Annotated in this window: 12 protein-coding genes and 1 tRNA gene; 5 read left to right on the top strand and 8 right to left on the bottom strand. The window is 36.9% G+C overall.

Annotated elements, in window-relative coordinates; genetic code table 11:
- Positions 1-19 precede the first annotated feature (19 nt).
- A complete protein-coding gene (locus tag Q8S25_RS08460; RefSeq protein WP_305536727.1) occupies positions 20-2,455 on the top strand; it encodes a sodium-translocating pyrophosphatase in 2,436 nt (811 codons plus the stop codon).
- Positions 2,456-2,524: 69 nt separating this feature from the next.
- Here Q8S25_RS08460 and Q8S25_RS08455 read toward each other — a convergent pair whose 3' ends face one another.
- Both Q8S25_RS08455 and Q8S25_RS08450 read right to left on the bottom strand, forming a co-directional pair.
- Positions 2,525-3,007, bottom strand: coding sequence for a DUF3276 family protein (locus Q8S25_RS08455; RefSeq protein ID WP_305536725.1), 483 nt, complete (start codon positions 3,005-3,007; stop codon positions 2,525-2,527).
- 125 nt (positions 3,008-3,132) lie between these two features.
- Positions 3,133-4,959: an ABC transporter ATP-binding protein gene (locus tag Q8S25_RS08450; protein WP_305536723.1), complete on the bottom strand. Its 1,827-nt coding sequence runs from the start codon at positions 4,957-4,959 to the stop codon at positions 3,133-3,135.
- Between the two features lie 82 nt (positions 4,960-5,041).
- On the opposite strand from Q8S25_RS08450, the gene Q8S25_RS08445 reads away from it, so the two are divergent.
- Positions 5,042-5,129 (top strand) — tRNA-Ser (locus tag Q8S25_RS08445).
- 204 nt (positions 5,130-5,333) lie between these two features.
- Here the strand turns inward: Q8S25_RS08445 and Q8S25_RS08440 are convergent.
- From Q8S25_RS08440 to Q8S25_RS08420, 5 genes are read right to left on the bottom strand one after another with little or no spacing between them, the layout of a single operon-like run.
- Complete coding sequence (locus tag Q8S25_RS08440) at positions 5,334-6,854, bottom strand: sulfatase (RefSeq protein ID WP_305536720.1); 1,521 nt, start codon at positions 6,852-6,854, stop codon at positions 5,334-5,336.
- 24 nt (positions 6,855-6,878) lie between these two features.
- The gene (locus Q8S25_RS08435; protein ID WP_305536718.1) at positions 6,879-7,331 is read right to left on the bottom strand and encodes a YhcH/YjgK/YiaL family protein; all 453 of its coding nucleotides are present in this window, start codon (positions 7,329-7,331) and stop codon (positions 6,879-6,881) included.
- Between the two features lie 3 nt (positions 7,332-7,334).
- On the bottom strand, positions 7,335-9,263 hold the full coding sequence (locus tag Q8S25_RS08430) for a gliding motility-associated C-terminal domain-containing protein (RefSeq protein WP_305536716.1): 1,929 nt from the start codon (positions 9,261-9,263) through the stop codon (positions 7,335-7,337).
- Between the two features lie 34 nt (positions 9,264-9,297).
- Entirely contained in the window at positions 9,298-11,415 is a 2,118-nt protein-coding gene (locus Q8S25_RS08425) for an endonuclease MutS2 (RefSeq protein ID WP_305536714.1), read from the bottom strand.
- Positions 11,416-11,453: 38 nt separating this feature from the next.
- Positions 11,454-11,933: a hypothetical protein gene (locus Q8S25_RS08420; RefSeq protein ID WP_305536712.1), complete on the bottom strand. Its 480-nt coding sequence runs from the start codon at positions 11,931-11,933 to the stop codon at positions 11,454-11,456.
- Positions 11,934-12,110: 177 nt separating this feature from the next.
- On the opposite strand from Q8S25_RS08420, the gene msrA reads away from it, so the two are divergent.
- From msrA to Q8S25_RS08405, 3 genes are read left to right on the top strand one after another with little or no spacing between them, the layout of a single operon-like run.
- Positions 12,111-12,767, top strand: a complete 657-nt coding sequence (gene msrA / locus Q8S25_RS08415; protein WP_305536710.1) for a peptide-methionine (S)-S-oxide reductase MsrA — start codon at positions 12,111-12,113, stop codon at positions 12,765-12,767.
- Between the two features lie 33 nt (positions 12,768-12,800).
- Positions 12,801-14,501, top strand: a complete 1,701-nt coding sequence (locus Q8S25_RS08410; protein WP_305536708.1) for a M1 family metallopeptidase — start codon at positions 12,801-12,803, stop codon at positions 14,499-14,501.
- Positions 14,502-14,506: 5 nt separating this feature from the next.
- Positions 14,507-15,997: a polysaccharide biosynthesis C-terminal domain-containing protein gene (locus Q8S25_RS08405; RefSeq protein ID WP_305536706.1), complete on the top strand. Its 1,491-nt coding sequence runs from the start codon at positions 14,507-14,509 to the stop codon at positions 15,995-15,997.
- Here Q8S25_RS08405 and Q8S25_RS08400 read toward each other — a convergent pair whose 3' ends face one another.
- A complete protein-coding gene (locus tag Q8S25_RS08400; protein WP_305536704.1) occupies positions 15,998-16,693 on the bottom strand; it encodes a C40 family peptidase in 696 nt (231 codons plus the stop codon).
- Positions 16,694-16,768: the final 75 nt, after the last annotated feature.

Genomic DNA, 16,768 nt, shown 5'->3' with positions numbered 1-16,768 from the left:
ATTTGACACACAATTGCTTATGAACAATCTATTGTTTTATGCCGTACCGGCAATGGGAGTCATCGGACTTCTGTACACATTAATCAAGTTTAACTGGGTATCCAAGCAGGACGCAGGTAATGCTAGAATGAAAGAAATCAGCACTTATATTGCGGAAGGTGCAATGGCTTTTTTGAAAGCTGAGTGGAAAATCCTGGCTTATTTTGTGGTAATTGTTGCAATCCTTTTAGGATTTATGGCTCAGTCTAATGAAGACAGCCATTGGAGCATAGCCATCTCCTTCTTTATTGGAGCCGTATTTAGCGCAACTGCAGGTTACATTGGAATGAAAGTGGCTACTAAAGCCAACGTTCGAACTGCAGAAGCTGCAAGAACTAGTTTAAGCAAAGCCTTAAATGTTTCTTTTACTGGTGGTGCTGTAATGGGTTTAGGTGTTTCAGGACTAGCCGTTTTAGGATTAGGTGGTTTGTTTTTAGTGTTAAAGCAGTACTTCTCTCCAGATGGAGATGTGGAAGGTATGCTTCGCACAATTGAAGTATTAACTGGCTTTTCTTTAGGTGCTGAAAGTATTGCTTTGTTTGCACGTGTTGGTGGTGGTATTTATACCAAAGCTGCAGACGTAGGTGCCGATTTAGTAGGTAAAGTAGAAGCAGGAATTCCTGAAGATGATCCTCGTAACCCCGCTACCATTGCGGATAACGTGGGTGACAACGTAGGTGACGTTGCAGGTATGGGAGCCGATTTATTTGGTTCTTATGTTGCAACCGTATTAGCTACAATGGTATTGGGTAATGAAGTAACTGCAGCAGATGGATCAAGATTAGTTGACGCATTTGGTGGGTTATCTCCTATTTTATTACCAATGTTGATTGCGGGTATTGGAATCATCTTATCTATTATTGGAACTTTATTTGTTCGCATAGGTGAAAACGCTGGATTAAATACCGCAGTTGTACAAAAAGCCTTGAACATGGGTAACTATGGTTCGATGGTTTTAACTGCTATTGTATGTTATTTCTTAGTAGGAAATGTATTACCTGAATCAATGACTTTAAGAGGAGCTGAATTCACTAGAAATGGTGTTTACGGTGCTATAGTAGTTGGTTTAGTGGTTGGTACTTTAATGAGCATTATTACGGAATACTACACCGCAATGGGTAAGCGTCCGGTAATGAGCATTATTCGCCAGTCTGCTACAGGTCATGCTACCAATATCATTGGTGGTTTAGCTATAGGTATGGAAAGTACTTTCTTACCAATTCTTGTATTGGCAGGTGGTATTTATGGTTCATTCCTTTGTGCAGGATTATACGGTGTGGCTATAGCAGCTGCGGGTATGATGGCAACAACTGGTATGCAATTAGCCATTGACGCATTTGGACCAATTGCAGATAACGCAGGTGGTATTGCTGAAATGAGTGAATTACCTGGTGAAGTTCGTGAGAAGACCGATATTTTAGATGCGGTAGGTAATACTACAGCTGCAAGTGGTAAAGGATTTGCAATTGCTTCTGCAGCTTTAACCGCATTGGCTTTATTTGCTGCTTTTGTGGGTGTTGCAATGCCTAACAACCAGCATATTGATATTTATAAGGCGGATGTATTAGCAGCTTTATTTATTGGTGGAATGATACCGTTTATCTTCTCTTCACTCGCTATTAGAGCGGTAGGTGAAGCGGCTATGGCCATGGTAGAAGAAGTACGTCGTCAGTTTAGAACCATACCTGGCATCATGGAAGGTACTGGTAAGCCTGAGTATGATAAGTGTGTGGCAATTTCAACTGAAGCTTCTTTAAAGAAGATGATGTTGCCCGGTGCCATCACAATAATCTCTCCTATTTTAATTGGTTTCTTATTAGGACCAGAAGCATTGGGTGGATTCTTAGCTGGTGCAACTGTAAGTGGTGTACTAATGGGAATCTTCCAGAATAATGCTGGTGGTGCTTGGGATAATGCCAAGAAATCATTTGAGAAAGGCGTTGAAATTAATGGTGAAATGTATTACAAGAAATCAGAACCACATAAGGCTTCTGTAACTGGAGATACAGTGGGTGATCCATTTAAAGATACTTCTGGACCTTCTATGAATATCTTAATAAAATTGATGTCTATTGTTTCATTGGTAATTGCGCCTACTTTGGCTCATTTGCATCCAACTGGGGCAGCTGAAAACAAAATAGAAAAGAAAATCGAAATCAGGGTTACAGGTCAAGATACTGCAGCAATGAGCATGAGTGTTCAGCCTAATGAAGATGGTTTAACTGGTTTAATTGAAGCTTTGAAAACAGATGGCGTTATTGAGTCTGCTGAAAATGTTTCTATTAAAATTGAAGCGGGTAAACTATTAATTAATGGCACTGCTGTTACCGATGATGTTTACAAGAAATACGAAAAGTTCTACGTGAGTATGAGCGATAAAGGCATAGAAATAAAAGCGACTGAAATTAAAAAATAATCGCAAAGGTATCGAAAGCAAAAACCCCCGAAATTTCGGGGGTTTTTTTATAGCAAACAATCGAAAAAACTACCATTTATCTACTTCTTCAGTAGCAGTATCGTTTACAGCAGGTGCTTCATTTACGGTTGAAGTGGGCGCTGCAGCTGAATAAGTAGGCTCAGCAACAGCTACTTCTGGAGATGCTACAGCTTCAGTAACTAAACTTGCTTCATTATTATTTTCAGGTGCATAGTTTTCACCATCTCCTTCACCTTCTGGATACTCATGATTAAATGCATCAAAATCAAAGTCGGGCATTAAATCTGTTTTCACAAAATCTACCGCTTCTCCTAATGCTTTAATGAATTTGTTAAAATCTTCTTTGTACAGAAAAATCTTGTGACGGTCGTAACCATTGTTATCGAAGCGTTTACGGCTCTCAGTAATGGTTAAAAAGTAATCATTGCCACGTGTTGCTCTTACATCAAAAAAGTAAGTTCTTCTCTTTCCTGCACGGATGCGGGTGCTGTACACACTCTCCATTTTTTTGTCATTGTTCTCGTACGCCACAGTTTATTGATTTGGTTAACAGTTTGTTAATGGTTAAAAATAGGAGATGTTTCCGAATTACCAAAAATTTCCATTAAATAAATAAACAAATTGATATGATCTTTTTTAACGTTGTAACGCTAAAATTAGGTATCCCTATTGGTTTGAAGTTGTAGTTTATACAATTCGGCGTAATAGCCATTTAGATCCATGAGTTCCTCATGGGTTCCTTGTTCTATAATTATTCCATCTTCTAAAACAATAATCTGATCAAATTTAAAACCCGCAAATATTCTATGGGTCACAATTAGCGCTGTTTTAGCTTTTAAATATTCGTATAAATGGCCAATTATATGTTTTTCTGTTTTGGCATCTACTGCACTTAAGCAATCATCAAATAAAACAATTTCAGGAGCTTTAATCAACGCACGTGCTATAGAAATTCTTTGTTTTTGCCCTCCACTTAAAGTAACCCCCCGCTCTCCTATTAAAGTTTCATATCCATTTTCAAAACCCATGATTTCTTCATGAATACTAGCACTTTTAGCAGCTTCATGCACACGTTCTATGGAAGTGTGTTCACTTACGCCAAAACGGATATTATTAGCTACCGTATCGCTAAATAAAAACACATCTTGTTGTACATAACTAATATTGGTTCTTAGCTGTTTTAAGCTATATGTCGAAAGGGGTTTTGATCCAATGGCAATGGTGCCTTGATTGGGTTCATAAAAACGCAATAACAATTGTGCTAAAGTAGATTTACCACTTCCAGTTTTACCTAGAATCAACACTTTTTCTCCTCTAGGAATAGTTAAATTCAATCCCTGTATGGCTTTGATGCCAGTATGCGGATAAGTGAAACTGACATTTTTAAATTCAATGGTACCAGAAACGGGTTCATCTTGCAATACGGTTGGATGGTCTTGTATTGCTGGTTCTATTTGTAAGAATTCATTCAACCTTTTTTGAGAAGCTGCAGCACGTTGAATCATACTTGCCGTCCAACCGATGGCGCTTACGGGAAACGTAAGCATATTAATATAAATGACGAACTCTACAATGGTACCAACTTTAGTGGGGTCTTCCATTGCCTGCATTCCCCCTACAAATATGGTTATTAAGGTACTGATTCCAATCATCAACGCCATACTCGGAAAATACAATGCTTCCACTTTTGCCAAGCTTATTGCATTCGATTTATACTGCTCACTATTATGATTAAAGAAACCCAACATGGCTTTTTCTTGAACAAATGATTTGATTACTCGAATGCCCGAATAAGACTCTTGTGCATTGGTAGTAAGATTGGACAAATGTTCTTGTATGGATTCACTTTTTTTATTGATAATGCTATTGACTTTGTATATAGTAATGGCCAATAGGGGGAGCGGAGCCAATACGAGCAAGGTCAGGTTCACGTCTTTGCTGAGCATGTTCACAATACAAAACCCAATTAAAGTAACTAGGTTAATCAAATACATTACTGCAGGGCCAGTATACATTCTTACCCTACTCACGTCTTCAGAAATACGATTCATTAAATCACCTGTACTATTTTGTTTGTAAAAACTGGTGTTCAGGCGTTGATATTGATTGAAAACTTGATTTTTTTGGTCAAATTCTATATGACGGCTCATTACAATAATGGTCTGCCGCATAAAAAACATTAGAATTCCTCTTACGATGGCTATAAAAAGTATGCTCAAACTACAAATGGCTATTAGCCATCCAAAGCTGAATTCATTTCCATTAATTAATCGGATAAAGCTGTTAACAATACCGTCATGAGCATTATAAGGTGTTCCTGGCTTAGCTCCGGGCAATCTTTGTTGCACAAGACTAATCACATATCCTGTGATTTGCGGGGCTAAAACTGCAAAATAGTTGGAGGCAATTACAAAGAACATTCCAATAAAGAAACGCTTTCGGTACTTCCAGAAATATTGATTTAACGAGGCCAGTTCTTTCAATCCAATCAAAATTATTTTGCAAATATAACCTTGTATTAAAATAAGTTTTGGATAAAAAAAATACAGCCCTTACTTTTGCCGCGGAGAGCTGGCAGAGTGGTCGATTGCGGCAGTCTTGAAAACTGTTGACTGTAACAGGTCCTGGGGTTCGAATCCCTAGCTCTCCGCCAAAACAAACAGATGTCCAGCCATTGGCTGGCATTTTTGTTTTAGGGAGCGAGCAAAGCTTGCTTTGCGAAGCGGACTAAATAAAAATGAAAGTGAGCTGAAAGCGAACGGACATCTGTTTGTTTTGTGCCTCCCCCATTTAGGATCAGCGAAGCTAATCCCATGAAATGGGGAGCGAAGCTAATCCCACTGAAAGTGGAGCGAAGCTAATCCCCAGCTTCCATTATTTTCCTGGCTTCTACATCTTCATACTGCTCAATCAACTGGGCCAATTGTTTTTTTAATTCAGAAGTAATTTTCTCATTGCCTTTTTTACCATAAATGTTAAGCATTTCACTCGGGTCTTTCTCCAAATCAAACAGTTCCCAACCATTTACACGGGTATAAAACCGAATTAATTTATACCGACCAGTACTTATACCAAAATGAGGCGATACCGAATGTTCCCCATTTTCATAATAGTGATAATACATGGCATTTCTTCCCTTTTTGGCAGCATCTTTTACTAGAGGCAAAAATGATTTACCCTGCATGTCGCTAGGTGCTTTAATACCTGCAGCGTCTAGTAATGTAGGGCCAAGGTCTAGATTCATAACCATTTGGTTATTTACAGTTCCAGATTTTACTACACCAGGATAACGCATTACCATAGGGGTTCTAAAAGATTCTTCATACATAAATCTTTTATCGAACCAACCATGTTCTCCCATATAAAAGCCTTGATCGCTCACATAAATTACAATGGTATTTTTAGTCAATTGATGTTTGTCTAAATAATCTAAAGTGCGGCCAATATTTCTATCCAAAGAAGCCGCTGTTGCCAAATAGTCTTGCATATAGCGCTGGTATTTCCATTCAACCAAGGCTTTACCACTTAATTTTTTTGATTTAAAATCAGCATAAATAGAATCATAGAAAGACATGTACGCTTGTCTTTGAGCCGAAGTCATTCTTTTAATTGAAAATTCTTTGTCTTCTTCTTCTTTACTATCAAACATTTTCAAATCATACCCCATTCGCATGGTTTTATCAATTGTCATGTCTTGTACTGCAGCAGCTGCACGGGTTTCATACCTGTCGTAAAAGTTAGCAGGTAGAGGGAATGAAGATTGATTAAACAAACGCAAATCTTTGGTATCGGGCATCCAAGTACGATGGGTATTTTTATGACCAATTACTAAACAAAAAGGTTGGCTGGTATCTCTCTCGCTCAACCATTTTTCAGCCGCATCTTCTACTACATCAGACACATACCCTTCTACCCTTTTTCTTTCCCCATTCATCATCAAAAAATCGGGATTGTAATAACTACCCTGACCCGGCAGCACTTGCCAATAAGAAAACCCCTGAGGATTGGTTTGTAAATGCCATTTACCTATCCATGCGGTTTGATAACCCGTTTTGGTTAATTCTTTAATGAAAGTATTTTGTGATCCATCAAAACTAGAATTAGCGTTGTCTTTAAATCCGTTTTTGTGGCTGTATTTACCAGTTAAAATAACTGCTCTACTAGGGCCGCAAATACTGTTGGTAACATAAGCTTTATCAAATCGAATTCCTTCTTTAGCAATTCGATCAATATTTGGTGTTTCCATGTACTTGCTGCCATAAGCGCTGATGGTTTGATAAGAATGGTCATCGGAAACAATCAAAACAATATTAGGACGTTGGGCATTTATTGATACCATAAAAATGGTCAATAGTGCTAGCAAAATGGAGTGCTTCATGCTTAAGTATTATTGATTCTAAAGCTACAACTTTACTTTCACCACCATTTTCTTAATTACCCCTTCTCCAATCATTGGTGCATGCACATCATTGGGAAAATAGATAGTGAAATGAGCTGGCTTTAATTCAAAAAATAATTCAGGTTTGTCTTCATAAAAAAGTACGTCTTTTTCGGCATTGTATTCACCACGCGGAAACATACAATTGGTTCGAGACTTCCATCCTACCCGCTCCACTCCTTCATACACTATTTGAATATCTATGTAAGTATTATGACATTCAAAATAATCGGTAGAATCTTTTTCATTCACTAATTGATCGTGAATTACAATGGCACGAATATCTTCTCCATCCAATTTAATTTCACCAGGGGTTAACTCGCTGTATTTAGCTGCAGTAATGTATTCCATAGCTTTTGCAAATCGTGGATGCAGCTTAGAATAGTTTTGTAAACAATCAATTGAATCTAGAATCATAGTTTATTTAATTAAATAAATACTGCCCGACAACAATGCTTCTCCGTTGCCGCGATTGATGATATAATAATATACGCCTGATGGAACATCTTTGCCTTTGTATTTTCCATCCCAACCCTCTGCATATGGTTTTGCTTGGAACATGATTTGTCCTGCTCTGTTAAAAATACTCAATTCTGAAAAGGGATAGGTTTCTAATCCTGGTACCAACCAAATATCATGAATACCATCTCCATTAGGAGAAAATGAATTAGGAGGAGCAATGCTGACGAATACACGTACTAGAGCCGTATCTGATGTTATTGTACAACCGTTAAGGCCATATGCGGTTAAAGTATAAGTAGTGGTATTAAATGGACTTACCAAAGGAGTTAATGTATTTTGCTGCAATATATTGGTTAGGGGCGACCAAACAAATCCATTGTTTTGTCCAGAAATACTTCCCAACAAAGCGGTACTATTTCCTTGCATAATGCTTCTATTTGGGCCAGCATCAACCACAGGTGGTTTAATCACCTTCACGGGTATATTAATTGAATCTGAACATCCCATTGCATCTCTAAACAATAATTGATAAGAGGTGGTATCAGTTGGTTTAGCTAAGTAGAAACTATTTGATCCAACAATTGCACGGGTATTATTATACCATTCAAATTGGCTACCACCAACAGCTGATAGTAATGTACTATCTCCTAAACAAATTAGGTTATTGCCAGTATAAGAGCCATTGATTGCATTATAAGCTGTTATGGTAATTGTATCATTTGCAGAACATCCTTCGTTGGTAGAAACTTGAACAATATATCTACCTGTGTCTCCCAAACGAATATTGGGTAAGGTTGGATCACGAATAGCCGCACTAAAACCGTTTGGCCCAGTCCATTGATAGGTTAAGCTTGATCCTGATCCAGAAGCACCATTAAAATTGATACTTCCTCCAATACATTGGTTGATGGTTTGGTTGCCCAACTTGGGCGCTTCATTATTTATTTTAATGGTAACAGGGAGTGAAGCAGTTTTACATGATGCAACACTTGCAAACGCAGATTCTCCGGCAACTAATCGATATTGAAAAGTGCCCACAGAAGTTCCGTTCCTTATATAATTAGTACTAGTTGCACCTAAAATATCGTTCCAAGTATTCCCCAAATTAGTACTCAACTGCCATTGATAAACTGGGTTTAAATAACCTGATCCAACAGACATATTTAAATTCAAATTGGTTTGATTGTTAAAGCAAACATTTTTAGTAAAACCAGCTACCCCATCAATACTGGCGCTCATTACAGGTCCACATGGCCTGAAAGTAATGTCATCCAATGCAAGGTCGTTTCCACAACCTGTTCCAGCATTATTGGCAATTCTTAAAACAATGGTGGTGGTATTAATATCTGGCTTAAATAAGAATCCATATTGTTTAAATGTTAATATAGCGTCTTCATTTATATTGCCTGTGTTGTACGATTCTAACACTGTTCCCGAGAGGGTTTCAATAGTAAATGTTAAGTTGGGTTTGGTTCCACTTCCATTACAACTCGATGGTTTCAACACATTGGCAACCCATGCGCCAAACTCATAACTGGTATTGCCACAAAGCCCCGTAATGGTATCAACAAAAAACACACTGGGTGCATTGGTGGCATTAATCAACATAAATCGACCATCTTCATCTCCAGTATGATCTCTATTAATATCGTGCCAAGTACTTGAAAAACAACCTAAAGCAGCATTGGAGATGGTATAGTTGCCGTCGTTTGGGCACCCTGTGGCTGCATAACCTAAATTGGTTACACCTGGTCTTAAAGGCCCAGCAGCCGAATTTTTATTGCCGAAACTGATATTGACTACAGGCTCTCCTAAACTACCTGTACAGAGTTGTGCATTCGCACTAAGATTGATGAATAAGGAAAAAATAAAAAAACAATATTTCACAGCAAAAATTCAGTCTGTAAAATACAGATTCATTTTAACTATTGGGTGCTGGTTCAGGTATTTTCTCTACTGGAATTAAATCTACCAGCTCAACATTAATGGGCAATGCACCAATTTGAACAATGGCCCGCTTTCCTCGGATTTCTTTTACTTCTCCAACTTGGTAATTCTTTTTTAATTTTACCAAAGTGCCTATCTCTACAAGCGTATTTAATTCCTTGTATTTTTTGTCTACTTTTTTAGCCAGTTTGTTAACTACAATCGTTTCTTTTTGTTTAAATAAGAGGTTTTGAAGGTTTTTGATGACTTCATTTTTGTTCTCCGATTTTTTCCAATCTAATACAATTTGTTTCAACTTACGCTCCATATCTTTTAAGTAATGCAATCGTTCTTCGGTAATCTTATTTTGATTTTTGAGTAATTCAACTTGTTGAGTATGGCGCTCTTTATTCATCACTTGCTCCATTTCTTTTTTCAAGCGTTCATTCTCTTTCATCAAACGATTTAAGTCTTTCTTCTCTTTCTCTAAATGCTGTAAGTCTTGTTCGGTTCTATTGAGTAAGCGGTCTAATTTAAAATGGTCTTCCTCTACTAATTTTCTGGCTCGATTAATTAAATTTTTAGGTAAGCCAATTCTTTCTGCAATGGCAAATGTGTAAGAACTACCAGGCTTACCTATGATTAGTTTATACATCGGCTGAAGGTTCACTTCATCAAACTGCATGGCACCATTTAAAATACCTTGGGTATGATTGGCCATTACTTTTAAATTCAAATAATGCGTAGTAACTACCCCGAATGAGTGCTTACGCCCCAATTCTTCCATAATTACTTCAGCGAAAGCTCCTCCCAAATTAGGGTCTGATCCAGATCCTAATTCATCTATAAAAAATAATGTTTTCCCATTCGCATTCTCCATAAAATGCTTCATATGCATCAAATGACTAGAATAGGTACTCAACTCAAATTGCAAACTTTGGGTATCGCCAATATGAATATATAATTGTTTAAAAATACCCATTTGCGAATCAGGATGTACAGGAACCAATAAACCGCTTTGCAACATCATTTGATTAAGGCCAATGGTTTTCATGGTCACTGTTTTTCCCCCAGCGTTAGGGCCACTTATAACCAGTATTCTATTCTTGTCGTCTAAGTGTATAGAAACGGGGATGGTTTTTTTGCCAGAGTCTTTATTGTATAAATACAACAATGGATGATAAGCGTCAATTAATTGCACCACTGCCTTATCTAATACATTGGGCAAATTGGCATTCATATTAATGGCCAGTTTGGCTTTGGCCCTTATAAAATCATATTCTCCAATAATTTGAATGTATTGTTGAAGTAATGGAGCATAAACGGAAAGTTTTGCAGTAAGCGCACGTAGTATTTTTTGCACTTCTTTAATTTCTTCATTCTCTAAGGCAAATACATCGTTATTGAGCTCAATGGTTTCCTCAGGTTCAATAAATGCTGTTTTACGGCTGTCACTTTCTCCATGTAAAATACCCTTAACCTGTCTTTTATATTCCGAAAAAACCGCTACTACTCTTCTCCCGTTACTAAAGCTTTCATCAATATCTGCAGTATAGCCTGCTTTGGCCATTTTCTGTACCATTTTTTCGAATACCCTGCGTAGCTCATTTCTTTTTTTATACAAGTTCATTCGAATTTTCTGCAATTCAGGGGAAGCATTATCTAACACAACACCAGCATCATCTAAAACTTCATTAATCATTTCTACAATCAACTTCTCGTAATAACTGTCGCTTAAAACCTGCGTTAGTGCTGGAAATGCCATGCGGCGTTCATTATCGAACCAACGAAAAACAGTGCCCATGCTTTCCGTTAGTTTTTTTATCATCATCCACTGCTCCCCTACTAGTAAAGCACCGGGGATAGACAAGAGTTTAATGTCTTTGGATATATTAGCTGTAAAATCTGCAGGAAAATATTGCTGTTGTTGCAGAATTAATTTGTATTCAAATGCTTGTCTTAATTCTCTATCAATAAAATCTTTTCGGGTATGAATGCGAAGTTGATTGGATTTGTTTTTAGAAAAGTCTGTATTGCACAAAGCGCTTAACAATTCTTTTACCTTGTCAAATTCCAATTGTGTTAAAGCCGATTCGGGGTACAAACGCATCATAAAAGCCAGTTTCTGCTGGCAAAGTTACATTGAACCAGCTAATTAAATGAATAACTCGGTAGGGGTTGCTTTTGTTTAGAAGGAAATAGCACTGTAAGTGAATAAAAGATAAATGCAATTTGTAATAATACTTGTGCCCCCAATATTACATAGGTAGCCATTGTTGCTTCCATCCATAATTTATTTTCGGGCATATCAAAAATAGGTGTGCCTGTATCTGGAGATCCAGGTTGTATTACCTGATATGTAAACATAAGTGCTACCAATAAAAAGATAGAGAGTGCTACGTGTAAAAAGTTTACTAATACGTGCCCTTTGTCTTGATCTCGCATGAAACGATGCATTAAATAAGGAATCAAGAAGATAGGAATATGGAAGATCAAAATATTTGTGCTTAAAATAAACGGTACCGAAACCCCAAAATATGGGTCAATGCTGAGTGCGTCGTAGAAGTGATATAGCGCAAAAAATAGCAACAGCGGCATTGCCAGCAGCAGCGACTCTAAGCGTAGAGACATGTACTTCCAAAATTGGGACTGAAAACTCATAGTGGTTACGGTATCACAAATTTATCTTAAAATATCAATTCTTAGGTATATATCGTTTAAATAACACTGTTTCGTATATAAGTGGATACTTATTCAACAAAAATACCAAACTGTTTGTAGTAGTATTCCGTAGATTAGAAAAGCATTATGAAAAAGAACTACCTATTTGCCCTTACCCTAACAATGTGGTTGCTTTCTTGCGCAGCAGCAGAAGATCCCAATAAAGCAGCTTTAAAATTGAACCCTAAACCCAATTTAATGAATATAATAACAGACACTGCAACATTTGGAGAAGGTTGTTTCTGGTGTACAGAAGCGTTTTTTCAGCGTTTAAAAGGAGTAAAAGAGGTTTTGAGTGGGTACGGTGGCGGATTTGTTGAAAACCCCACTTATGAACAAGTATGTGATAAAAATACTGGTCATATAGAATTGGCTAGAATTGTTTTTGATCCAAACGAAATTAGCTACGACGAATTGTTGGAAGTGTTTTGGAAAACCCATGACCCAACTACAATGGATCAGCAAGGCAATGATATTGGGCCACAATATCGTTCGGCCATATATTACCACAATGCCGAACAAAAGCAAAAAGCGGAGAAATACAAAGCTGCCTTAGATAAGAGTGGTGCATGGGCAAAACCTATTGTTACCATTATTGAACCATTTAAAAACTTTTATCCTGCAGAAAATTACCACCAGAATTATTATAACAATAATCAAAACCAAGGGTATTGCCGTTTTGTAATTGCGCCCAAGCTAGAGAAATTTGAAAAAGTCTTCAAAGACAAATTAAAGAAGCAATAAACTTTCTTTTGATGAATATGCTACATTTAGCAAATGAATCAAAAACCTTTGCTAAAGATGAGTCTTCTGCTTTTGCTACCATTGTCTATAATGGCGCAAAAAGCAGACACTAACTTATTTACCAAGGCCGACACATTAAGGGGATCCATTACCCCAGAAAGAGCCTGGTGGAATTTGTTGCACTACGATATTCAAGTAAGGCCCAATTTGGTTGACAAAACGATACAAGGGATAGTAGACATCCAATTCAAAGTTTTGACCAAAGGGAAACGTATGCAAATTGATTTGCAGCAACCTTTGGTAATAGACAGTATCTTTTATTTAGGCAAATCCAAGCAGCATTTAACATTTAACAGAGAAGGCAACGTTGCAATGGTTAATATGCCCAATAATTTACAAGCCAATACGGAGGGATTGGTACAGGTATATTATCATGGAGTGCCGAGAGCTGCCATAAGAGCCCCGTGGGATGGTGGCATTAGTTGGGCGAAAGACGAATTGGGTAATCCATTTGTAGCCACTTCCTGTCAAGGCTTGGGTGCAAGTGTTTGGTGGCCTTGTAAAGACCATCAATATGATGAACCAGAAAAAGGAGTAACCATTTCTGTTAGGGTTCCTGATACCTTAATGAATGTTTCCAATGGTAGATTAATTAATACCATTCAACATGAAGATGCAACAAAAACATGGGTATGGCAGGTAAATGAACCCATTAATAATTATAGCGTGAGTATGAATATTGGAAAATATATTCATCTACATGATGAGTTTAATGGGGAAGCTGGAAAGTTGAGTTTAGATTACTATGTATTGCCACAAAATAAACATGGAGCCGAAAAACAATTTGCCCAAGTAAAACCTATGTTGGAATGTTTTGAACATTGGTTTGGGAAATATCCATTTTATAAAGATGGATTTAAATTGGTAGAAGTGCCCTACTTGGGTATGGAGCACCAGAGCAATGTGGCATATGGAAACAAATACATGAATGGCTATTTAGGAAGAGATTTGTCTGGAACAGGTTGGGGATTAAAATGGGACTTTATTGTAGTGCATGAGAGTGGACATGAATGGTTTGGAAATAATATCACTTCAAAAGATATTGCCGACATGTGGATTCATGAGGGGTTTACCAATTATTCTGAAACTTTGTTTACGCAATGGTTAAGCGGGAAAGAAGCAGGCTCAGCATACAATAAAGGAGCCAGAAAAAATATCCGCAACGATAAACCAATACTAGGAACCTACAATGTACACAATACAGGCAGTGGAGATATGTATCCAAAAGCATCTGCTATGTTACATAGTATTAGAATGTCTATGAACAACGATGAAAAATTCAGGCAGCTGTTGCGCCATCTCAATAAAAAATTCTATCATCAAATTGTTACAACAACCATGATAGAAAAAGAAATTTCCTTGTTTGCAGGGTATTCAGTTAAAGGAATATTTACCCAATACCTTACTACAACTCAAATACCTTCATTTGATTATAAATTGTCTGTAGATGGCAAAACACTAAGCTATAGGTATTCTAATGCAGTTAAAAACTTTTATATGCCACTGCAAGTGAAAACAAATAATGGTTTATTGGTGTTGAAGCCAAAAGTGAATATTTGGCAAACGATTCGTTTAACTTCTAAACAAGGAGCCAATTTACAATTAGAAGATTTAGAGAACTATTTTTACATTGGCATTAACGGAAGAAAAGAAGTACAGATTAAAATGAATTAGTGCGCATGGGAACCATTCGGAAGCAAACAATCATCTCAAGTTTATTGGTCTATATAGGATTCTTTATAGGCGCCATCAATATGTATATCTATACAAAAGATGGATCTTTTACCTTAGAGCAGTTTGCGTTAACCCGTATATTCTTTGATTTTGCTCAAAATATGTATGCATTTGGTGCATTAGGGGTAATACCCGTTATCTATAAATTTTACCCTTATTATAAAGACAATTTAGAAAAACACAAAATTGATCTAATGACTTGGGGAATGCTCGCTGCATTGCTCGGATTTATGTTGGTTTTATTAGCAGGTTGGTATTTTAGGCCAGTTTTTGAAGCACAATTTTATGAAAAATCAAAGTTAATTGTAGACTACTATTATTTAATGTTTCCATTTGCGTTGGGAATGTTGTTTTTTTCTGTTTTAGAAGGGTTTTGTTGGGCACTACAAAAAACGGTGTTCTCTAATTTTCTAAAGGAGACAGGCTTAAGAATTTTCACCAGTGTATTAATTGCCTTGTATTATTTTAAATTAATTCCTTTTGAATCGTTTATCTTCTTTTTTGCATTTTTATATTTATTGATTTTCGTAATTCTTGCCACTTATTTGTATGCTACTCAACAAGTGCATTTTCCAACAACAATTAGTAGGGTTACTAAAAAATTCTGGAAAAAAATGTTGGGAATGCAGGTATTAATTTATAGCGGAACGGTAATTGCTTCAATAGCTGCAACTATCGATAGTTTTATCATTGCTAAATTCCAAGGATTGGCCGTGGTAGGTGTATTTGGATTAGCGCAGTATGCAGCCAATTTAATTCAAGTTCCTCAGCGAAGTATACAAGCCATATCTGCAGGGGTGCTCTCTCGTGCTTGGAAAGACAAAGACATGAACGAGATCAAAAGAATTTACAAAAGGTCATGTATTAATCTATTAATTATGGCCCTTTTCATCTTTGGAAATCTTTGGTTAAATGTGGCAGATGGTATGCGGGTATTGCATATTCAAAAAGAGTACGAAGCAGGTTTAGGCACTATTTTTATTTTGGGGATGGTTCGCATTATTGATGCAGGCACGGGGTTAAATGCAATGGTTATTAATACTTCAACATATTGGCGGTTCGATTTTATTAGTGGGGTAATATTATTGGCATTTAGGTTGCCCCTCACCTATTATTTGATTATGAACTACGGTATTATTGGTTCCGCATTTGCAGAGTTGTTCGCTTATAGTTTATACAATTTTATCCGCTTTGAATTTTTGCGAAGGAAATTTAAGATGCAACCATTTGATGTAAAAACATTATTAGCATTTGGAGTAGCAGCCGGAGCATTTGGCATCAGTTATTTTATTTTTGAAAACATGCATGGATGGGCAGGTATTATACTTCGTAGTGTATTGTTCTCTGCGTTAATGGTATTGGCAATATTTAAATTAAAACTAACTCCAGATGCAGGACAGCTCTATCATAATTTTATGCAACGTTTCAAGAAATAGTTAACGCATTCTTCCCCCACCCCTGAATTTGGGGTTCCAATATTTATCGCTTAAGTCGGTGATGGTAACGCCCTGCGAAGTAGACGCATGTAGAAACTTATTGTTTTGAATATAAATGCCCACATGCGATATTCCTCTTCCACCCGTATTAAAGAAAACTAAATCGCCTTCTTGTAGTTCATCTATTGCAATCGGTTGCATCATGTTAAATTGCTCTTGTGCAGTACGAGGCAATTGTGTATTGTAAACCTCTTTCATGATTACTTGAGTAAAGGCGGAGCAATCAATACAATTCATTGTGCTGCCTCCAATACAATAGCGTGTTCCCCACCATTTATCCATTAATTCTAATAATGGGATATTAGTTAAGTCCTCTGCAGGCATATCCATAACAATAGCATATTTAATTTGCAACCAATTTGCTTTTTCTAGTTCTGCTTTAGATGGAGGATTACCTCCATTACTGGTTGCTTTCTTTTTTGCAGTGGTTGCCGTGCTACTGGTTTTGTGTTTAGTAGTAGTAACTGTTCCTAGTGTAACTTCTATTCCATTGATAAACTCCCTTTTCTCATTAGAATAGACTTTTGTAACTGGTTTTTTTGCAGATTGATCATTGTTTACCATCTTCCGAACGGTATTACAACTACTTATTACCAGCATAAACAAAACTAAATTGATATATGATTTACTACTCATATGGTCTGCAATTTAGCTTCTTTATGCTAATGTGGAAAATTGTCACTTTGTTATGGTTTTGCAATGCCCGAACTT

Source organism: Sediminibacterium sp. (assembly GCF_030695065.1).
Taxonomy (GTDB): domain Bacteria; phylum Bacteroidota; class Bacteroidia; order Chitinophagales; family Chitinophagaceae; genus Sediminibacterium.
Note: the sequence above shows the minus strand (reverse complement) of the source record. Positions and strands in the feature narration are given on the sequence as shown.

Coding starts and splice junctions, on each gene's coding strand:
- Q8S25_RS08405 (WP_305536706.1), top strand. CDS start 14,507: ATGGGAACCATTCGGAAGCAAACAATCATCTCAAGTTTATTGGTCTAT.
- Q8S25_RS08410 (WP_305536708.1), top strand. CDS start 12,801: ATGAATCAAAAACCTTTGCTAAAGATGAGTCTTCTGCTTTTGCTACCA.
- Q8S25_RS08440 (WP_305536720.1), bottom strand. CDS start 6,854: ATGAAGCACTCCATTTTGCTAGCACTATTGACCATTTTTATGGTATCA.
- Q8S25_RS08425 (WP_305536714.1), bottom strand. CDS start 11,415: ATGATGCGTTTGTACCCCGAATCGGCTTTAACACAATTGGAATTTGAC.
- Q8S25_RS08460 (WP_305536727.1), top strand. CDS start 20: ATGAACAATCTATTGTTTTATGCCGTACCGGCAATGGGAGTCATCGGA.
- msrA (WP_305536710.1), top strand. CDS start 12,111: ATGAAAAAGAACTACCTATTTGCCCTTACCCTAACAATGTGGTTGCTT.
- Q8S25_RS08400 (WP_305536704.1), bottom strand. CDS start 16,693: ATGAGTAGTAAATCATATATCAATTTAGTTTTGTTTATGCTGGTAATA.
- Q8S25_RS08435 (WP_305536718.1), bottom strand. CDS start 7,331: ATGATTCTAGATTCAATTGATTGTTTACAAAACTATTCTAAGCTGCAT.
- Q8S25_RS08420 (WP_305536712.1), bottom strand. CDS start 11,933: ATGTCTCTACGCTTAGAGTCGCTGCTGCTGGCAATGCCGCTGTTGCTA.